Annotated in this window: 22 protein-coding genes; 17 read left to right on the top strand and 5 right to left on the bottom strand. The window is 33.0% G+C overall.

All coding sequences use genetic code 11. From position 1 onward, the window contains the following. Positions 1-122 precede the first annotated feature (122 nt). The 11 genes from D0817_RS03380 to D0817_RS03330 all read left to right on the top strand — a co-directional run bounded on the left by D0817_RS03380 (position 123) and on the right by D0817_RS03330 (position 6,584). Positions 123-596, top strand: a complete 474-nt coding sequence (locus tag D0817_RS03380; RefSeq protein ID WP_127336994.1) for a Dps family protein — start codon at positions 123-125, stop codon at positions 594-596. A gap of 104 nt (positions 597-700) precedes the next feature. Next, on the top strand, positions 701-886 hold the full coding sequence (locus D0817_RS03375; RefSeq protein WP_127336993.1) for a CsbD family protein: 186 nt from the start codon (positions 701-703) through the stop codon (positions 884-886). Positions 887-1,047: 161 nt separating this feature from the next. Further along, a complete protein-coding gene (locus tag D0817_RS03370; protein WP_127336992.1) occupies positions 1,048-1,599 on the top strand; it encodes a helix-turn-helix domain-containing protein in 552 nt (183 codons plus the stop codon). Positions 1,600-1,621: 22 nt separating this feature from the next. Continuing rightward, on the top strand, positions 1,622-2,071 hold the full coding sequence (locus D0817_RS03365) for a response regulator (protein ID WP_127336991.1): 450 nt from the start codon (positions 1,622-1,624) through the stop codon (positions 2,069-2,071). A 9-nt stretch (positions 2,072-2,080) separates the two neighbouring features. Beyond that, a complete protein-coding gene (locus D0817_RS03360; protein ID WP_127336990.1) occupies positions 2,081-3,865 on the top strand; it encodes a sensor histidine kinase in 1,785 nt (594 codons plus the stop codon). Between the two features lie 168 nt (positions 3,866-4,033). Continuing rightward, a complete protein-coding gene (locus D0817_RS03355; RefSeq protein ID WP_238160811.1) occupies positions 4,034-4,567 on the top strand; it encodes a DUF4142 domain-containing protein in 534 nt (177 codons plus the stop codon). Positions 4,568-4,607: 40 nt separating this feature from the next. Beyond that, entirely contained in the window at positions 4,608-5,255 is a 648-nt protein-coding gene (locus D0817_RS03350) for a porin family protein (protein WP_127336988.1), read from the top strand. A 36-nt stretch (positions 5,256-5,291) separates the two neighbouring features. Further along, on the top strand, positions 5,292-5,444 hold the full coding sequence (locus D0817_RS03345; protein ID WP_127336987.1) for a lmo0937 family membrane protein: 153 nt from the start codon (positions 5,292-5,294) through the stop codon (positions 5,442-5,444). A 45-nt stretch (positions 5,445-5,489) separates the two neighbouring features. Continuing rightward, positions 5,490-5,774 (top strand): YtxH domain-containing protein, encoded by a 285-nt coding sequence (locus D0817_RS03340; RefSeq protein ID WP_127336986.1) that lies wholly within the window; start codon positions 5,490-5,492, stop codon positions 5,772-5,774. Between the two features lie 35 nt (positions 5,775-5,809). After that, positions 5,810-6,193: a hypothetical protein gene (locus tag D0817_RS03335; protein ID WP_127336985.1), complete on the top strand. Its 384-nt coding sequence runs from the start codon at positions 5,810-5,812 to the stop codon at positions 6,191-6,193. Between the two features lie 19 nt (positions 6,194-6,212). Next, the gene (locus D0817_RS03330; RefSeq protein ID WP_127336984.1) at positions 6,213-6,584 is read left to right on the top strand and encodes a hypothetical protein; all 372 of its coding nucleotides are present in this window, start codon (positions 6,213-6,215) and stop codon (positions 6,582-6,584) included. 577 nt (positions 6,585-7,161) lie between these two features. On the opposite strand, the gene prfA is transcribed toward D0817_RS03330, so the two are convergent. Further along, a complete protein-coding gene (gene prfA, locus D0817_RS03325) occupies positions 7,162-8,238 on the bottom strand; it encodes a peptide chain release factor 1 (protein WP_026981929.1) in 1,077 nt (358 codons plus the stop codon). Between the two features lie 488 nt (positions 8,239-8,726). Between prfA and D0817_RS03320 the strand changes: the two genes are divergently transcribed. Next, a complete protein-coding gene (locus D0817_RS03320; protein ID WP_127336983.1) occupies positions 8,727-9,344 on the top strand; it encodes a hypothetical protein in 618 nt (205 codons plus the stop codon). 189 nt (positions 9,345-9,533) lie between these two features. Continuing rightward, a complete protein-coding gene (locus tag D0817_RS03315; protein ID WP_127336982.1) occupies positions 9,534-9,923 on the top strand; it encodes a hypothetical protein in 390 nt (129 codons plus the stop codon). A gap of 225 nt (positions 9,924-10,148) precedes the next feature. Here D0817_RS03315 and D0817_RS03310 read toward each other — a convergent pair whose 3' ends face one another. From D0817_RS03310 to D0817_RS03295, 4 genes are all read right to left on the bottom strand, one after another. Continuing rightward, positions 10,149-11,669 carry an NACHT domain-containing protein gene (locus tag D0817_RS03310; RefSeq protein WP_127336981.1) on the bottom strand — a complete coding sequence of 507 codons (1,521 nt, stop codon included), beginning with the start codon at positions 11,667-11,669 and terminating at the stop codon, positions 10,149-10,151. A 6-nt stretch (positions 11,670-11,675) separates the two neighbouring features. Beyond that, positions 11,676-12,506: a pentapeptide repeat-containing protein gene (locus D0817_RS03305; protein WP_127336980.1), complete on the bottom strand. Its 831-nt coding sequence runs from the start codon at positions 12,504-12,506 to the stop codon at positions 11,676-11,678. Positions 12,507-12,821: 315 nt separating this feature from the next. Beyond that, on the bottom strand, positions 12,822-13,232 hold the full coding sequence (locus D0817_RS03300) for a helix-turn-helix domain-containing protein (RefSeq protein WP_127336979.1): 411 nt from the start codon (positions 13,230-13,232) through the stop codon (positions 12,822-12,824). A gap of 569 nt (positions 13,233-13,801) precedes the next feature. Beyond that, entirely contained in the window at positions 13,802-14,593 is a 792-nt protein-coding gene (locus D0817_RS03295) for a DUF5995 family protein (RefSeq protein WP_127336978.1), read from the bottom strand. A gap of 325 nt (positions 14,594-14,918) precedes the next feature. On the opposite strand from D0817_RS03295, the gene D0817_RS03290 reads away from it, so the two are divergent. From D0817_RS03290 to D0817_RS25630, 4 genes are all read left to right on the top strand, one after another. Beyond that, a complete protein-coding gene (locus D0817_RS03290) occupies positions 14,919-15,122 on the top strand; it encodes a YqaE/Pmp3 family membrane protein (RefSeq protein WP_202866470.1) in 204 nt (67 codons plus the stop codon). 715 nt (positions 15,123-15,837) lie between these two features. Beyond that, a complete protein-coding gene (locus tag D0817_RS03285) occupies positions 15,838-16,635 on the top strand; it encodes a PhzF family phenazine biosynthesis protein (protein ID WP_127336977.1) in 798 nt (265 codons plus the stop codon). Between the two features lie 133 nt (positions 16,636-16,768). Continuing rightward, complete coding sequence (locus D0817_RS03280) at positions 16,769-17,236, top strand: DUF6934 family protein (protein ID WP_127336976.1); 468 nt, start codon at positions 16,769-16,771, stop codon at positions 17,234-17,236. A gap of 1 nt (position 17,237) precedes the next feature. Next, positions 17,238-17,396 carry a hypothetical protein gene (locus D0817_RS25630; RefSeq protein ID WP_161568415.1) on the top strand — a complete coding sequence of 53 codons (159 nt, stop codon included), beginning with the start codon at positions 17,238-17,240 and terminating at the stop codon, positions 17,394-17,396. The last annotated feature ends 131 nt before the right edge of the window (positions 17,397-17,527 follow it).

Genomic DNA, 17,527 nt, shown 5'->3' with positions numbered 1-17,527 from the left:
CAATAAATGATTCATTAAGATGTTACCGCAACATTGAATTCATGTAACATCTTCTATAAATTATGTAAGATATAAAATGGACTCCTGCTTTATTTTTGTAAAAAACCGCAAATCAAACAACTATGAGCCCAAACATCGGAATTTCAACGAAAAACCTAAAGAAGAGTGCCACTATATTAGCCACGATTTTATCAAACGAAATGACCTTATATGTAAAAACCAGAAAGTTTCACTGGAATATTTCAGGAAACAGTTTCATGGAATTGCATAAATTGTTTGAGGACCAATACAGAATTTTAGAAAACAACATCGATGAAGTAGCCGAACGCATCAGTCAGTTAGGTGAAAAAACGATCGGAACAATGAAAGAGTTTATCGAAAACTCTACCCTGAAAGAATCACCAAAAGAATATGCGTCGCAAAAACATATGCTTCAGGAACTTCTGGAAAACCACGAACAACTGGTAACGGAATTCAGAGATTATATTCCTGCATTTGAGAACGACAATCACGATATAGGCTCTGCCGATTTTATTACCGGTCTATTACAGCAACACGAAAAAATGGCCTGGATCCTGAGACGTTATCAGGTTTAAAGGTACAAATGTGAATTATAAAACATTCTGAAGAATTGATATAAGAGCTAATCAATGATTAATTTGCAATTTTACAATACTATTAATCATTAAAGAAAAATATCATGAATTCTACAGAAATAAAAGGAAACTGGAACGAACTAAAAGGGAAACTGAAACAAAAATATGCTGACCTTACTGACGATGATCTATTGCACGAAGAAGGAAAAGAAGACGAAATGTACGGAAAAATCCAGCAAAAATTAGGTAAGACTAAAGAAGAATTTAAGCAAATGTTATCAGAATTGTAAAACCTTTTTTGACCCAGAGAAAATACCGTCTAAACTTTAAGCTAGACGGTATTTTTTTGGTTAAGTCAAATAACAACTCCGGACCCTATAAATATTAATTAAATCTATAAGCCGCAAAAACCAAGAAAAAATTAATTATCTTTAACCCTATTTTAATCCCTATGAAACTATTTATAAAGTTCGACATCAACACAATTTGTACTCTTTTTTTGAAAGAAAAATTAGAACAGGAAAATATGAATTTTAGCACATTAGGTTTTGGCGAAATTGAATTGGACGAAAACCTTGATGTTGAAGGTCTTGACAATTTAAAAAGTAAACTGGCGCCTTTTGGTTTTGAAGTTGTTGAGAACCAGAAAAGCGTTTTGGTCCAAAAAATTAAGGACGCTATTATCGAACTTGTTTATATGGATGATAACAATAATTTTAAAAGTTCGGTTTTTTTAGCAGAGAAATTAAATCATAGTTATGGGTATTTATCGAATGTTTTTTCGGAAGTAACCTATTCTTCTATTGAAAATTTCATCATTTTGCAGAAAATAGAAAGAGCCAAACAATTGATGTTAGTCAATGAGATGAGCCTGACCGAAATTGCGTTTTTACTGAACTATTCGAGTGTAGCCCATTTGAGTACGCAGTTTAAAAACACCACCGGGATAACGCCGTCGGCTTTCCAGAGGATTATAAAAAAGAGAAGAGAAAATTTAAAATAAAACCTAAATACCACTAAAATCAATGCAAAAAAACGCATTACACATTTTACTCGCTGATGACGATGAGGATGACAGACTTTTTTTTAAAGATGCCTTTGAAGAAGTAAGAGTTCAAACCAAAGTTACATTTGTCCATGATGGTCTTCAACTGATGGAACACCTGATGACCCCGGATATCAAATTACCGGATATTTTATTCCTGGATTTGAATATGCCGAAAAAAACAGGAAAAGAATGTTTGATCGAAATCAAAAAAACCGAGCATCTTAAAAATATAATCATTGCCATCTATTCTACTTCGTCTTCAGAAGAAGATATAGAAGACACCTTTATTGAAGGTGCCAATATTTATATCAAAAAACCAAGTGATTTTAATACCTTGAAAAAAATTATTAATGAAGTCGTTACCTTAAATTGGCACTATCACACATCTGGTCTGAACCGTGATAATTTTTTGTTGCGCCTAAAATAATAACATTGCATGAAATGGGTACCCAGGTTTAATGCTTCAAACTCATTGAGAGTTATTTTCATTATTGCAGTTTTTATTCTGTTGTTTCTTTCCTCAATTGCATACAAACACAATCAGGATCTTAACGAATCCAGTAAGCTTGCCATGCATACGTATGAGATAAATATTCAGCTGGAAAGACTGATGTCTGCAATAAAAGATGCCGAAACAGGACAAAGAGGGTATATTATAACGCGCAACAATCGTTTTTTGGCACCTTATACGTATTCACGCGACAAGGTCAACACTTCATTTATTACCTTAAAAAAACTTACGGCAGATAATCCGGTACAACAGGAAAACCTTCGAAGATTATTCAAATTAATCATTCAGCGTTTTACCTCTTTTGAAAACTGCTTTAAATACAGCGATCCCAAAACATATGATAAGCGAAAACTCGACAATCATATGTTTGGTGGTCGGATCCTGATGGAAAACATCCGTTTTCAGGTCGACAAGATGAATGATATTGAAAAAAAATATCTCGACAGAAGACTTAAAATTTACGATCAGGAAATTTCCCTAAGCCCGGTATTTTCAATTTCCCTATTCCTCGCTGCCTTACTTTTTATATTATTGGCCTACAGACAAATCAGCAGGGACATTCAGCGCCTTAAAGTTTTCAATAAAAAACTGCTGATTTCCTCCCGATTAATGTCTGAATCCGAAGCTATTGGTAAATTCAGCACCTGGCAATGGGATTTAGACACCCAGAAAATTGACTATTCCGACAACCAGTATCGTCTGCTGGGAGAAAGACCAAACGCCTTTACTCCCGAAAAAGAAACTTTCCTGGATTTTGTACACCCCGATGACAAGGAAGCCATTGCCGCTTCTATGGAAGGCATCCTGACTAAAAAACAACTTCCGTTTATCTATTATAAGGTATTGCGTGCCGATCGTGAAATCCGCTATTTCAAATCAACCGGAAAATTACTTACCGATCAGCAGGGCGGGAATATCTTACTCGGAATCAATTTTGATATTACAGACGAGCATTTGCTCAATATCGAATTGCAGGAACGCAACGATGAATTAGAAAAAAGTAATAAGGAACTGGCCTCCTTCAATCATGTCGCCAGTCATGATTTACAGGAACCGCTTCGAAAAATCCAGACCTTCATCTCGAGAATTTCTTCGGCCGACAAAGAAGAACTGTCTGACAGCGCACGGGAATACCTCCATAAAATTGAAGTTTCAGCCAAAAGAATGCGTGTTTTAATTGACGACTTACTTTTGTTTTCGAGAACCAATACGACTAAAAAGGAATTCATCAAAACCAATCTGAATGAACTGGCCGAAAACGCCAAATCGGAATTACTGGAAATTATCGATGAGAAAAAAGCAGTGATTACGGTTGCCAAGCTGCCAAAACTGGCCGTTATACCCTATCAGATCGAGCAGCTTTTTATTAACCTGATCGGAAATTCATTAAAATACAGCCGTCCGGATACCATTCCTGAAATTCATATTAAAAGCGAAAAAGTCAATTCTTCAGATTATCCCGGCTTACTCGATCAAAATACCCGAAAATTCCATAAGATCACTTTTACCGATAACGGAATGGGATTTGATCCGCAGTTTAAAGAAACCATTTTTATACTCTTTCAGCGGCTGCATTCCAAAACCGATTATCCCGGAACCGGAATTGGACTGGCCATCTGCAAAAAAATAACCGACAACCACAAGGGCTACATTATAGCAGACAGCACCCCCAATAAAGGCTCGGAATTTACTGTTTTCCTTCCTGAGTAAATCCTACAAAAAAATACACCTAAAAACGTTATATAAATCCATTATGGGAATTATATAACGTTTCTTTTTTATGCTGTAAAGTAAAATAATCATTTCGTTAGCATCTTTGTAATGTAATACTTTATGAAGTAATTGATGGAAGCAAAGCCCATAGTAAAAACAAAAATTTTGAGAATCTTTTTTTTATTGGTCATTATAATATGCACATCCTGCAGAGAAAATAATCCGATAGAAACAACCTTAAAAAATGAAGTTTTTATTAAAAGTGACAAAGAACATAGTGAAGCTTATTTTTTAATTGCGACGGCAAATATCAGTAAGTCAATTATTGCGAAAAGTCAGATTGCCCAACAGGAAAGTTCAGAAAGTAAAATTTGGCAAATCAGTAAGAGATTAGAAAATCAGCAAAATCTTTTGTTACAGGACGTAATGAAAATGGCCAATAACAGGCTCGTGATTGTTGCAGATATAAATACCGACAGTAAACAGGATTTATATGCACGAATCGATAGGAATGACAATAATTTCAACAAAGCTTACATCAATTCTGTTGCAGAATCATTAGCAGAACAAATTAAGTTATTCGAATCGATTTCCAAAGATACAAATGATAAGATGATTTTAAAATTGGTATTACAGTATTTGCCCGAGGATTACCAGCTGCTTAGAGAAGCAGCACAAATTAGAGAACAAATTAATTAAATGCCCGTAATGTCCATTATTAACTAAATTATTTAAAATTATGAAAATTCAATCAAAATTATTATTTGCCGTAACACTTTTTATGACCGCTACTTTTGGAGCACTGCATGCACAAAGTGAAAATGTAACCACAGAATTTGGTGTAAAAGGTGGTTTCAACATGTCTAACTTATACGACGACAACAACGATCCTGATGATAACAATGTATTATATGGTTTTAATGCCGGTGTATACGCTACATTACCAATATCAGATTATATCGCTATCCAGCCAGAGCTTTTATTTACAACAAAAGGTTCTGAATTAAAATACAATAATGCTTTCGCAGAGGGAGATGCAAAATTCAAACTAAACTATATAGAACTTCCTTTATTAGTACGTGTAAATGTGACTAAAAACTTTAACATTCAGGCCGGTGGTTACGCTTCTTACCTGGTAAGTTCTAAAGTTACAGGAAACGGGGATTTCGAGTTCAACGAAGATATTGATACTGATGACCTTAACAAATTCGACGCTGGTATCTCTGCAGGTCTTGGAGTTGACTTCAGCCCGGTAAGTATTGGTGTACGTTACAACTACGGTTTAACAACTATTGGTAAAGAAAGAACTGTTGCAGGAACTACTTATACATTCCCGGATGCAAAAAACAGCAATTTAACGGTATACTTATCGTATAAATTAAACTAAGAAATAATTAAATACTAACCCTAAAATAATAAGACCATGTCAAATTTATTATATACAATCGCAGTAATCCTGGTTATTCTTTGGGCCCTTGGGTTCTTTGTTTACAGCCTTGGAAGTGTAATACACATATTATTGGTAATTGCAATTATTGCCATCCTTTTCAGACTTATCAAAGGTCGCGAAATTTAAATCACATTAAAATCAAATTTATATTAATCCATTAAATCAAATATTATGAAAACTAGTAGCACAATTTTAGGAATTTTAGGAGCCGCAGCGGCGGGAGCATTTTTAGGAGTTTTATTTGCACCGGACAAAGGTTCAAATACAAGAAAAAAAATCTCAGATAAATCTAAAGATTACGGAGATAACCTAAAAACAAAAGTAGACGGAATTTTAAGCACAATTACTTCAAACGGTAAAGATATTATCGAAGAAGGAAAAGCAAAATTCAATGCTGCAAAAGAAGACTTCAATTCTATTAAAGATGAAGCAAAAACTGTAAAAACGAACTATTAAAAAGTGACCTTTTTAAATCCTAAAATACCTTTATCATGGAAACAAATGCAACAACAAACGAGAACTTAAATCTTTATGAAAAAGCAGAAGACTATACAAAAACGAGTTTAGAATTAATTAAACTCAAAACTATATCAGCTGCGGCAGACGCATTGTCTACCGTTACATCTAGAATTGCAGTTGGAGCTGTTGTTGCATTTTTTACCTTGTTTCTTAATATCGGGCTTAGTTTATGGATTGGAAAAGAACTGGGTGAATATTATTACGGTTTTTTTATCATAGCGTTATTTTACCTGATTGTGGCCATTGTGCTCCATAAAGCACAACACAGTCTTATAAAAACACCTATAGGAAATATGATTATTTCCAGCATTTTAAAAGAAGAAACTAAAAAAGAAATCACTCCTGATTTAAATTAATTAATTAAAAAAAACTGTTATGGAAACTGTTTATACTATTGATACATTAAATCAGAGGATTCAGCTATTGGAAAATCGACAGGACGAAGAATGGTGTGCGATAAAAGAGGAGATCGATGACATAAAAGAAAATCTGAAACCTCTCAATCTTATCAGAAACACGGTCGAAGAAATCAACGAAACCGTTGGTTTTAAAAGTAACCTGGCGCAATCAGCAATGAGTATCGGAATCGGATACCTGGCCAAAAGATTTATAGTCGGAAAAAGCGACTCAATTTTCAAAGGCATACTGGGATCTGTTTTACAGCTCGTCGTTACCAATTTAGTTTCTAAACCACATCATGAGGATTCGAAAGAAGAATCATCACATTATGAATCATCACAAGAGTAAGTGTCTGACTTAAATTTAATTTATTATGGAAAAGTTAAGCGAAATAGTATTAAAGAACGGTGTGTACATGTACTCTAACCTATATAAATGTTTTGAATTTACGAGAGTATTTTTAGGTATCTAACTTGCTTTATACGTTTTATAAACAAACGGTTAAACAGTTAATATCCGTCACTATATATTTTTTCTTTAAAGGTACTAAGGTACTGAGATACTAAGCTTCTAAGGTTTTAAAAGCTAAAAGTCGCAAAAGTAAAAAAGTGCAGAGGTATTTTAAGGAAAAAGAAAAAGAGATTGTTTCATTTGAGACAGTCTCTTTTTTATTTTTTTAAGGGGCTGAGGTTCTGAGGTTTTTTTTAGGTTCTGAGTGGCAAAGGGACAGAGGTACAAAGGTTTTAAATAAAAAAAGAGAGAGATTATTTCATTTGTGAAATAATCTCTCTCTTTTTTTATTTAGTCGCAGTAGCAGTCTCAGTCTCAGCATTTCAGGACTTTGTCCCTTTGAACCTTTGCAACTTTGTACCTCTGAGTTTAAAAACCTCAGAACCTTAGCCACTCAGCACCTTAGAACCTCAAATTAAAAAACTTCTGACGCTTCCTTCAGTTTCTCCATATTGTTTACCAATTGTAACTCGGCAACAATTTTCTGGATATCACCATTCATGATGTTTCCCAGATCGTAAAGTGTCAGACCAACGCGGTGATCGGTTACACGACCCTGAGCGTAGTTGTAGGTACGAATCTTAGCCGAACGGTCACCCGAGCTTACCTGCGATGTACGTTTGGTAGCATCTTCGGCTTCTTTCTTGGCCAATTCCTGTTCGTATAAACGGGAACGTAACACGTTCAGTGCTTTATCTTTGTTTTTATGTTGCGATTTCTGATCCTGACATTGCGCCACCAATCCTGTCGGAATGTGCGTTAAACGTACCGCAGATTTCGTTGTATTTACCGATTGTCCTCCAGGTCCTGACGAACAGAAGAAATCGACACGAACATCGTTCATATCAATTTGTACATCAAACTCTTCTGCTTCCGGTAAAACCATTACCGTAGCTGCCGAGGTATGCACACGACCCTGAGTCTCTGTCTGAGGTACACGTTGTACACGGTGTACTCCGGCTTCAAACTTCAAAGTTCCGTATACATCTTCACCCGAAACTTCAAAGATTACCTCTTTGAAACCTCCCGAAGTTCCTTCGTTCATATCTACTACCGAAGTTCTCCAACCCTGGTTTTCGCAATATTTGGTATACATTCTGAAAAGATCTCCTGCAAAGATACTGGCTTCATCCCCACCCGTTCCGGCGCGGATCTCGACCATTACGTTTTTGGCATCTTCAGGATCTTTTGGGATCAGCATAAACTTGATTTCTTCCTCAAGTTCCGGCAATCTTTCTTTTGCTTCATCCAGCTGCATTTTGGCCATTTCGGTCATGTCTGCATCACTTCCATCTGCAATAATTTCGTTTGCCTCATCTATATTAGCCATCAAAAGCACGTATTCATCACGCTTTTCAGCCAATGCTTTCAGGTTTTTGTACTCTTGATTCAATTGTACATAACGTTTCTGATCCGAAATAACATCCGGCTGGATAATTAAGTCCGAAATCTCGTCGAAACGTTGTTTTACTATTTGAAGTCTATCTAACATTTTCTAATTCCTTTTATTGGAGTGCAAATTTACGAAATTTTTGTTTAAAATTCTATCATTAACCTTTTGAGTTTTTTAGGGGTGAAATTTAGTGGAATCAGGATAGGTTTTGGGAGCTGTTTCCTGCTATTCGCTATATCTTTTTAGGCAGAATATTTTGTTTTTAATTCAGCTGTTTTTGGTTGCCTAAAAAGGATGCCGCTGCTATCAGGGCTAGGGCTTTTGGGTTTTTAATTGGCTTTTATGGATTTCCGTAAAAGCATTTTATTCAAAAAATGATTTATAAATAATTTATAATCCGTGCTCAAGGCTAATCTCAATCATGATCTAATTGAAAGTCTGAAACAGATTGAACCGATTTTCGACTAAAAATAACCGATTTTCGACTAATACTTTACTTACAAAACTTATATATTTGAATTTCTAATTAGAAAATAGGCCTATAACAGTAAAAAAAAATCATTACTAATTATCAAATAAAAAAGAAAATGAAAAATATAAAAAAAATGTTATTGTTATCACTAAGTTCAATAACCATATTGTTTGTAAACTGTACCAAGGAACAAGATTCGCAAGGCGACTCCTCGTTACAAGAAAAAGTTTCTATTCCATTGACCGATTATGGCTTTTATCATAATGAAGCTTTAGATTTATACTATAAAAACCATCAAAGTCTTTCGGGAAAAAAAACAGATTTAATAATCGACGAGATGACTGCTGATTTGAAAATAAAGTATCCTAAAGAATTCAGAGATGTAAATAGCAATGATATAAAAATAGCATTCAAAAATATTGATCCTCAAAATTTTGATATAGATACATTCTGGAATTCAAATAAAGAAGAATTATATGCTTCAAATAAAGTATCAAAAAGATTAGGAGGTGTAGTTGACAAAATCCTTGAAAATGATATGAACTATAATCAATGCCTAATTGAAATTGAAAATTTCAAATCTAATTCCTTATCAAAAAAAGCCAACCCCCTAAGTATAGAGGAACAAAATAATCTGGTCGTATTTGAAAGTGTTTTAAAAAGTTCAAATCAATACTGGAATTCCAAAGTGCTCCAACGAAAAAAGCGACTAATAAACCTGGTTCTAAGGTAATTGTTGCAGACACAATGGGAGCATTAATGTTTGTCTACAGCGGGCCTATGTCTATAATTGCAGGAGGTATTTGCTCCCTTTTCGTTAACGAAGCATTACCTCCACTTCAGGTTCCAATAAAGGATTCACCAAGATTTCAACCAATAGAAGAAGAATAAATTTAAAAAATAGAACCAAATAAATCTAAAGATGGAACTCAATAAAATCATAAAAATCTTAGAGGAGCATAATTACAAATACAAAGTAAAAAATCAAATTATTGTTGTGTCCCTTGAATTTTCTCAAAATGTTGTAATTGATTTATCAAATTCCTCAAAAATTGTAATTTCCGATGATCTTGTCAATTGGAATTTTCTAACGGGCTGTATTAAAATGAGTTTAAAAAATGCCATTTTGTATAATTTTGTTCTCCTTATCTTTTTTGGCTTTTTTTGCCAATATGCCGCTTTTATAGATTACAATTTCACCAGTTTACTTCTAACATTTATTGCCTGGGTGTTATTGTTTTCTGTATTCTACTTAATTAAACTGGAAAGCTTTAAATTACAATTTAAGATATTGACAAAGGAAATGGATTAACTGAAATTTGTTAGTTTATAGAATAAAAATGCGCAAAAGTTTCTTTACTTTCTGCGCATTTTTTTATTGTCACTTCTATCAGGGACTAAGTTTTTTTGAGTTTTTAGCTGGCTTTCATGGATTTACATAAAGCATTTGAATCGAAAAGTTATTTTCTTTATCCTTTTTTATGTTATGTATTTTATATTAATGGTCTCTCCTCTACTATTAAATCTATAATAATTACTACAAAATATCAAAAAGCGAATTAGAAAGGTCATTACCATCTTTTCCATATTCTAAATTTAAGCTTTCCAATAATAAATCTAATTCTTCCTTTGATACACCTTCATTTACTTTAATTGGTCTCAAAGTATTATGTATAAATTCAAAAAAAGTTTGAAGTTGAAAGTCATCAATTTCGATAACTTTTTTCCAGTTATTTTGATAAATTATCTTTTTTAAATTAGGAAGCATAAATTGTTGTACAAAACTTCTTTCATCCAATTCATATAGAAATTCAAAAAGATTAATGCTTAAATATGTCTTAGTAGTATGATATAAACGTTCATAAAAATTCACTTTTGAGAGTGAATCAAGTCTACTTATAAAAATTGCCGCCAAGTATTCAAGTAAAAGAATATGCGGAAATAAATAATAATTTTCACTTTTAATTAATATATTGACAGTAATAGTTAAATCAAAAAGAAGCTTTTCATTTTCAAAATTTAAATGGCTTGTATTTTTAATTAACTCAAACTCGCTAAATACCTGATCTTTAGAAACTTCAAATCTAGAAGAAAACAATAATCTAAATGCCAATATTGAAGAAACTTTCTCTATCTCATCTTTATTTAAATTCGAAACTTTTTCACGTACATATCCAAGCTTAGAAGCAGAATCATGCTGAGAAAATAGAGCATCCAATATATTTCTAAAAAATATACTTTTTTTATTACTTAAATCTGTATTTCTAGAATTGTACGAAACTATATAGAGAGATAAAAACAATGGAATATTGAGAATTTCACGTAATTCGGAATGTTGTTCAATACTTTTAAATATGCTTCTTTTTAATTGCGAGGGAATATTAATATTTTCAATAAATAAATATATATCATCATCATTTAATGGTTCAATATTAAATATATAAAGAGGATTAATACCTTCAATATTTGTACCCGGACGAGAAGTAATCACAAAATCATTTAATGCAAATTTTGTAATAAATGAATCTAACTGATTGATAAAATCACTACCTTCTACGTAATCGATTTCATCATAGCCATCAAATAGAAACAAAAATTTATCTGATTCAAACAATATTTTAATTTCATCAGAATAACGATCACTTATTTCCTCTGCTACAAAATCTTCAAACGTTTGATGCAAACTATTAAAATTTCTTAAATTTAATAGTACAGGAAACTTATATTGAGTTTCAACTGATTTTATAGCTATATATCTTAATAATGTTGTTTTTCCACTTCCCGCAGAACCTATTATTCCAACTTTATTAAATTTACTTAAAAATTCAGATATATCATTTAACCTTATATTACTTTTTATTCCAGTTAAGGTAAGAGGTATGTAATTTTGATTAAAGTCAACTGGCTCCGTTCTAAAAATTACATTTTTTGTCTGTCTAAGACTATAATATTTTTTAGTAACATATTGTTCTATAGCTGTAAGTACTTCATTACGATAATTTAATGTGTACTTTTCACCTAATAATTCTATTATATTTTCAATAAGTTTTTTTAACATAACTATTTAAGGTTGCGTTGGAACATTAAGACATGCATGGAATTCTGCTAAAGAACTATCAATCATATTTTCCCAACCGGTGACATTATTCATGTCACAGCGTTCAAATTTTGCTTGGCGTATAGTAATACCATTTAAGTCAGCCATTGCAAAATTACTATTTGATATTTGTGCTCTCAAAAAATTTGCTAATCTAATAACTGAATCTTCAAATTTGCTGTTTTCAATTTTACTATCTATAAACTCAGTCTGTTCAATTTTAGCTTTTAAAAAATCTGCATTAGAAATTTGACAACCAATGAAAATTGCAGAATATAAGTTACTACCTTTTAAAGAAACATTATTAAAAACAGATCTTTCAAAATTACACTGTCTTGCTTCAGCCCCATCTAATCTAACTCCCTCAAATTGTACCCCTTTAAAAATTGAATTAGTTAATCTAGCTTTTGAAAAATTTACGTTTTGTAAATTGGCACCAGTAAAATCTAAACCCTCTAAATTAGCAGATGATAAATCTGCTCCATTTAATGTTCCATCAACTAAGTATCCTAGCTCTTTGATTTCTTTTAACGCTCTAGAGGTAAAACCCTTGTCTTCACTTCCAAGTTCTCTTATTAATCGTCTTTTATTATTACTTTCTTCGCGTTTTTCATAAAGATAATTAATTAATAAAATCGTTATTGCTATACTCATTAGTTCGCAACTCAAATTTGCATAAATTTCTTTAATAAAACCCGAAAAATACCAGTTTGCAGGATATTTATGAAGTAGAAGTAAAAGAATGCCAAGAATAAGAAAACTATATCCAACTATAGTTATTGTGCTATATTTTTTCAATTCACATCTAGTTATAATTATTAATTTGATAAAAATACACAATTCAAAAATTATATCTAAGTAAAAACATTCCGAAAGTTATTTTTTTTATGTGTACTATTAAATTGCATCAGTCTGCAAATAAATCTTGTGCAAATAATGCAATAATACCAGATGGCTCGGATATATCACCAAACTCTCCGAAGTGTCGCTTCTTAAATAACACGACACTGTACGAACTCTCCCGACTTCGCACAGCAGGTTAAAAAAGCAAAAAAAATGTGCAAAAGTCAAAATAGACATTTGCACATTTTTTATAAAAGACTCATTCGAGTGTTATTTTCCTTTCAATAATTCGACCTTTTCTTTTTCGGCCTGAACTAATTCTTTTTCAGCCTGAATCAAACGTTCGTAAAGTTCAATCACTTTATCAAGAGGATTGAAAGTACATTCATTATTATATGTTCCATTTCCGAAACTACTACCTGAAACAGTTTCATTAAACGTGTTGAAATAATTAAACACCCCTTCTTCCGAAAAGTTTTTAATAGCCTCTACAGTTACACCAAGAGCCTTTGCTACTTCAACTAATTTTTCTTCATCAATAGTTTCGCTGTTTTCCATAATAGAAACGGCCTGCTGATTGGTTCCTAAAGCCTGCGCCAAGGCTTCCTGTTTCATGTCTTTTAGCTCACGAATACGGCTGATTTTTCGCCCTATGTGATTTGGTTTTGTTGCTGTACTCATAATTCAAAGATATTTAAAATTCTTTTAAAAAATAATACCCGCCCAAAAACAAGATTGTTTTGGTACGATACTATTTGATTGCTTCTTAGGGAGGAAACAAAAGTACATTTTTTCGTACATAATTTACTACATCTGCTTATTTTTTCTTTTACCTGATCTTTTTGGAAGTTGGCCTGAATGCGCCAGGCAAAAAACTTGTGTGAAAGTTGATTTTTATTTTCACTTTTACACGAAAGTTGTGTGAAACTTACTTTTTATTTTCACTTTCCCACAGAAGTTGTGGGAAACTTATTTTTTATTTTCACTTTCCCACAGAAGTTGTGGGATAATTGATTTTGTTTTTCACATTCCCACAGCGTTGTTGAACTATATTTGTTTTTTTTATTTTTCAACAGAAGTTGTACAACAGAAGTCTTGCAACACTTATTTTATTTTCGTTTCCAGCACTCTGAAGTGTTCCTTCTTAAATGTCAGGATTGCTGTGTAAAGTCGTGGACTTCGCACAGCAAAAGACTTTACAAGGCGGCTTTGAGCATAAAAAACCTTATAGACAAAGCTATCTTTTGAAATTAGGCAACTGCACATTCCATATTGTTTTCTTCCATGATCTGCATATCCATTATTTTTTGGGCGACAGTTCCTCTTTCGAATAAGCGAATGAACTTGAAAACGGCACTCACAAAATATCCGGGGTTTGACACTAATCGGGCAATTTCTGTGATTCGTTGATCTCTTAGCTGTATACAGGCTTCTATTTGATTTTCGGGAACGGCCACAAATTCATTGGCGAATTTCCAGGCGCCATCTCTTGCGGTTTGCATACTAAAATCAATAAAGAAGGTATCCATTTTACCGGTCCATTTTAGTATCATGGTGAGCGTTGGCCAAATTTTGATTAAGCATTTTTCGACACCGCCTACCAAATTGCTCAAAATAGCGTTTATCTGATCGAAATCGGATTTTAAGTCCCCGATATCTTCTACCGTGCTGACCTGGGCTGAAGCGATTCCTAAATCAAGATTCACATGTGCATTAATTCCCAACAGTAAATGCTGCAGCACTATGGGCCAAAATTTTTCTGCCTGTTCAAAAGCAAATCCCCAACATTCAGATGGTTTTTCTTTGGCCTGATATTGATAATACGCTTTTAAATACCGATTGGCAAAAATGACATCCAGTTTTTCCATTCGTTCACCATTCTGAAAAGAACCATCGCGGATGCCTTCTTTTACCTTTACAGTAACTTCACGGTATAAAATCGCAAACAGACCTATAGCGCTTTGCTCCAGTTTTGATTTTTCTATTATTTCATCCAGTAACTGAATTACTTCGTCTATTGTAGCTGCTTGTTTTACACTCATTTATAATGGTTTAAAGTTAAATTAAGAAGAACGAATATAATTATTTTAATCTTTTTATGCCTATCATTTTGAAGCAATTATCTTGTTATTTTTTTATTTTAATGCTTATAGAAACTTTAGAGGAGAGGGAACTCCAGGCTGCCTGAAATGTTTTTTCTTAATAAAGAGAATTAAAATCATTCTATACGGAATATAGGGGCGGGTACGAAGTCAGGAGACTTCGCACAGCAGGTTATTGAAACTTCTAAAAGCGCAATTGGATTCTGAAAACTAGCCTTGCAAAAAATCATGCAATTTTTTTTTTATATTTACAGAAAACAAAAAAATGATGACATTAATTGCAATTTTCTTTCCCTGTGTTTCTTTCTTTTTGAGAGGAAAAATAGTAACTTCAATTATTTGTCTAATCTTGCAAATAACTTTAATTGGCTGGATTCCTGCAGCAATTTGGGCCGTTATTTCTTTACAAAATTCAAGAGCTGATAAACGTAATAAGAAACTAATAAGAGCGATAAAAACCAAATCTTAAAAAACAAAGAACATCTCCAGCTCTCCGAAGTGTTCCTTCTTAAAATATCACGATCGCTGTGCGAAGTCTCCCGACTTCGTACACAATCCAATAAGCCAAAAGAAAAATAGAACTATGCTAACCCAAAACTTATGCTGAAAAGATTATTTATATATCTGATTCTGTTCATTATATACTTTTTTATTCCAGGAATTAGTCAGCAGATTTTCATGAAGTATGACGATTACTGGTTTTATTTAATTTCAATATTGTTCTTTTGTATAAATGTGTTGTTTGCTTTGATCTTTTTAAAATTCCCTAACAAATTCTATAATTTTATAGCCGCTTTTTTCATTACGTCAATTGGAATTTTATCAGTAATTATAGTATTGAATTTAAAATTAGGATGGGAAGCAATTGAAATTTCTTTATACAGTAATGCCATTTCTTCCATTTTAGCTTGGGAAATTGTATTTCAAATTAGACAGAAAGAATTGGCCTTTAAAAGTAATTTGTAATACAGTCCCACTTCCACCCAATCTCCGAACCTTGTAACCACTGCAATAAGCCATCAGGAAAACCAAAACTATTCTAAACGGAATATATAGCAACGGGTACGAAGTCGGGAGACTTCGCACAGCAGAGAAAACAAATCTTATGATTTAAAAATTTATTTAAATAAATTCATTTAACATTCCTACTTTTAATGTCTCTAAACCCAGAACATAAAAAAAGAATGAAAACCTATTTTGTTGACTCGTTTACCAATCAAAAATACAAAGGCAATCCTGCAGCAGTTTGCCTTCCGGAGCGCGATTTAGATGCGGCTGAGATGCAAAGCATTGCGGCTGAAATTGGCTTCTCGGAAACCGCTTTTATCAAACCACTAACGGGCAATACGTACAGCATCCGGTTTTTTAGTCCAAAGACGGAGATTCCGTTATGCGGGCATGCGACGCTGGCTTCTTCTAAGATTGTTTTCAGCACCACTTCGTTGGACAGCATAACGTTTATCAACTACGACAATGTGGAATTGGCGATTGAAAAAGAAGACCAGAAAATCAAAATGTTTTTTCCGGTTTATGATACCGAAGAAACAGACGTGCCTCAAAAGATGCTCGATTCATTGGGCATTTCTGAAGTTGTGTCTAAAAGATACAGTCCCAACAATAAAATAATCCTTATTGAAATTGGAAGCGCCGGCGAACTGGCCGAGTTAAAACCCGATTTTACGGCATTGGTAAATTCGCATACCGGAATAAGCGGCGTGCTGGTAACTGCAGCTTCTGACCACACCGACTTTGATTTTCACTACCGCTACTTTTGGCCCTGGGCAGGAACAAATGAAGATCCGGTAACAGGCGGTATTCAGACCTTTTTGACCAAATACTGGGCCTTAAAACTCAATAAAACAAAACTGAATGCGTATCAGTCTTCCTTACGAACCGGAACCATGAGTACCGAACTTTTACAGGACAAGGTTTCTATTTTAGGCGAAGCTGTGATTGTTTTGGAAGGTGAGTTTATTTTATAAATATTGCGATTTGGGAAATATTTATCTTTAAAAAGTCTTGCTGCTCGCTCCTATTAAAAAGAAATCAAATAATTTTATTTTATAAGTAAAAACCTATAAAAATAATATATTTTTGCGATATTAATTTTTAAGAATGAATATTCCTAAATACGATTTGTTGGCAAATACAGATTCAACTCTTTTTACATTTGAAAGTTATGGAACTACTGGCAAAATAGTCAAAGGTATTGCTTACACAGTAACAAAAAATGAAAGATTGTACAACTTAGGTTTTGGAGATTTAATTTTTGATCCAATCCAAAATAGATATATCATCGATGATCTAGTTGTAAGTGATAATGGAGATAGAAATACAGTACTAGCAACAGTTGCTAAATCTGTGTACAACTTTTCAGAAATATATCCGGATCGCAATATTTTTATTAAAGGCAGTACTAAAGCAAGAACTCGATTATACAGACGGGCTATATCGCTTAATTTTGAAGAGTTATCAGAAACATTTCTTATCTTTGGTGCAATGGAAGATGAAAACGGGCATGTTTTTGACGTTCCTTTCGATCCAAATGGTGATTTTTACGGATTTATTATTAAACGAAAATAATATGAAAACACTAATTAAAAACAATGCAAGTAGTAAGCAACCGAAAATAAATGCTACTGTAAAAGTAGATGTGAAATTAGATCAAATAAAAAACATAAAATTTACCTCTAATAAACTGGAAGAAATAAATAAAGTGGAGTTTAAATTAAGTTTTAAATAAATTATTCTGCCTTAAAAAAAGATATATACAATATTAATTAAACCGTTACGAGGGCATTCTTGTAACGGTTTTTCATTTCTCATTTTTATTTAGAGCATCGCTGTGCGAAGTCTTAAGACTCACACAGCGAT

The organism is Flavobacterium cupreum, from assembly GCF_003996965.1.
Classification (GTDB): domain Bacteria; phylum Bacteroidota; class Bacteroidia; order Flavobacteriales; family Flavobacteriaceae; genus Flavobacterium; species Flavobacterium cupreum.
The sequence above is the reverse complement of the archived record's forward strand: the minus strand, read 5'-3'. Positions and strand labels throughout refer to the sequence as shown.

What these genes read in the sequence shown, in the direction of transcription:
- D0817_RS03315 (WP_127336982.1), top strand. Translation starts at nt 9,534, where the DNA reads ATGGAACTCAATAAAATCATAAAAATCTTAGAGGAGCATAATTACAAA.
- D0817_RS03340 (WP_127336986.1), top strand. Translation starts at nt 5,490, where the DNA reads ATGAAAACTAGTAGCACAATTTTAGGAATTTTAGGAGCCGCAGCGGCG.
- D0817_RS03370 (WP_127336992.1), top strand. Translation starts at nt 1,048, where the DNA reads ATGAAACTATTTATAAAGTTCGACATCAACACAATTTGTACTCTTTTT.
- D0817_RS03335 (WP_127336985.1), top strand. Translation starts at nt 5,810, where the DNA reads ATGGAAACAAATGCAACAACAAACGAGAACTTAAATCTTTATGAAAAA.
- D0817_RS25630 (WP_161568415.1), top strand. Translation starts at nt 17,238, where the DNA reads ATGAAAACACTAATTAAAAACAATGCAAGTAGTAAGCAACCGAAAATA.
- D0817_RS03320 (WP_127336983.1), top strand. Translation starts at nt 8,727, where the DNA reads ATGAAAAATATAAAAAAAATGTTATTGTTATCACTAAGTTCAATAACC.
- D0817_RS03330 (WP_127336984.1), top strand. Translation starts at nt 6,213, where the DNA reads ATGGAAACTGTTTATACTATTGATACATTAAATCAGAGGATTCAGCTA.
- D0817_RS03345 (WP_127336987.1), top strand. Translation starts at nt 5,292, where the DNA reads ATGTCAAATTTATTATATACAATCGCAGTAATCCTGGTTATTCTTTGG.
- D0817_RS03310 (WP_127336981.1), bottom strand. Translation starts at nt 11,669, where the DNA reads ATGTTAAAAAAACTTATTGAAAATATAATAGAATTATTAGGTGAAAAG.
- prfA (WP_026981929.1), bottom strand. Translation starts at nt 8,238, where the DNA reads ATGTTAGATAGACTTCAAATAGTAAAACAACGTTTCGACGAGATTTCG.
- D0817_RS03375 (WP_127336993.1), top strand. Translation starts at nt 701, where the DNA reads ATGAATTCTACAGAAATAAAAGGAAACTGGAACGAACTAAAAGGGAAA.
- D0817_RS03285 (WP_127336977.1), top strand. Translation starts at nt 15,838, where the DNA reads ATGAAAACCTATTTTGTTGACTCGTTTACCAATCAAAAATACAAAGGC.
- D0817_RS03300 (WP_127336979.1), bottom strand. Translation starts at nt 13,232, where the DNA reads ATGAGTACAGCAACAAAACCAAATCACATAGGGCGAAAAATCAGCCGT.
- D0817_RS03365 (WP_127336991.1), top strand. Translation starts at nt 1,622, where the DNA reads ATGCAAAAAAACGCATTACACATTTTACTCGCTGATGACGATGAGGAT.
- D0817_RS03350 (WP_127336988.1), top strand. Translation starts at nt 4,608, where the DNA reads ATGAAAATTCAATCAAAATTATTATTTGCCGTAACACTTTTTATGACC.
- D0817_RS03280 (WP_127336976.1), top strand. Translation starts at nt 16,769, where the DNA reads ATGAATATTCCTAAATACGATTTGTTGGCAAATACAGATTCAACTCTT.
- D0817_RS03290 (WP_202866470.1), top strand. Translation starts at nt 14,919, where the DNA reads ATGATGACATTAATTGCAATTTTCTTTCCCTGTGTTTCTTTCTTTTTG.
- D0817_RS03380 (WP_127336994.1), top strand. Translation starts at nt 123, where the DNA reads ATGAGCCCAAACATCGGAATTTCAACGAAAAACCTAAAGAAGAGTGCC.
- D0817_RS03360 (WP_127336990.1), top strand. Translation starts at nt 2,081, where the DNA reads ATGAAATGGGTACCCAGGTTTAATGCTTCAAACTCATTGAGAGTTATT.
- D0817_RS03295 (WP_127336978.1), bottom strand. Translation starts at nt 14,593, where the DNA reads ATGAGTGTAAAACAAGCAGCTACAATAGACGAAGTAATTCAGTTACTG.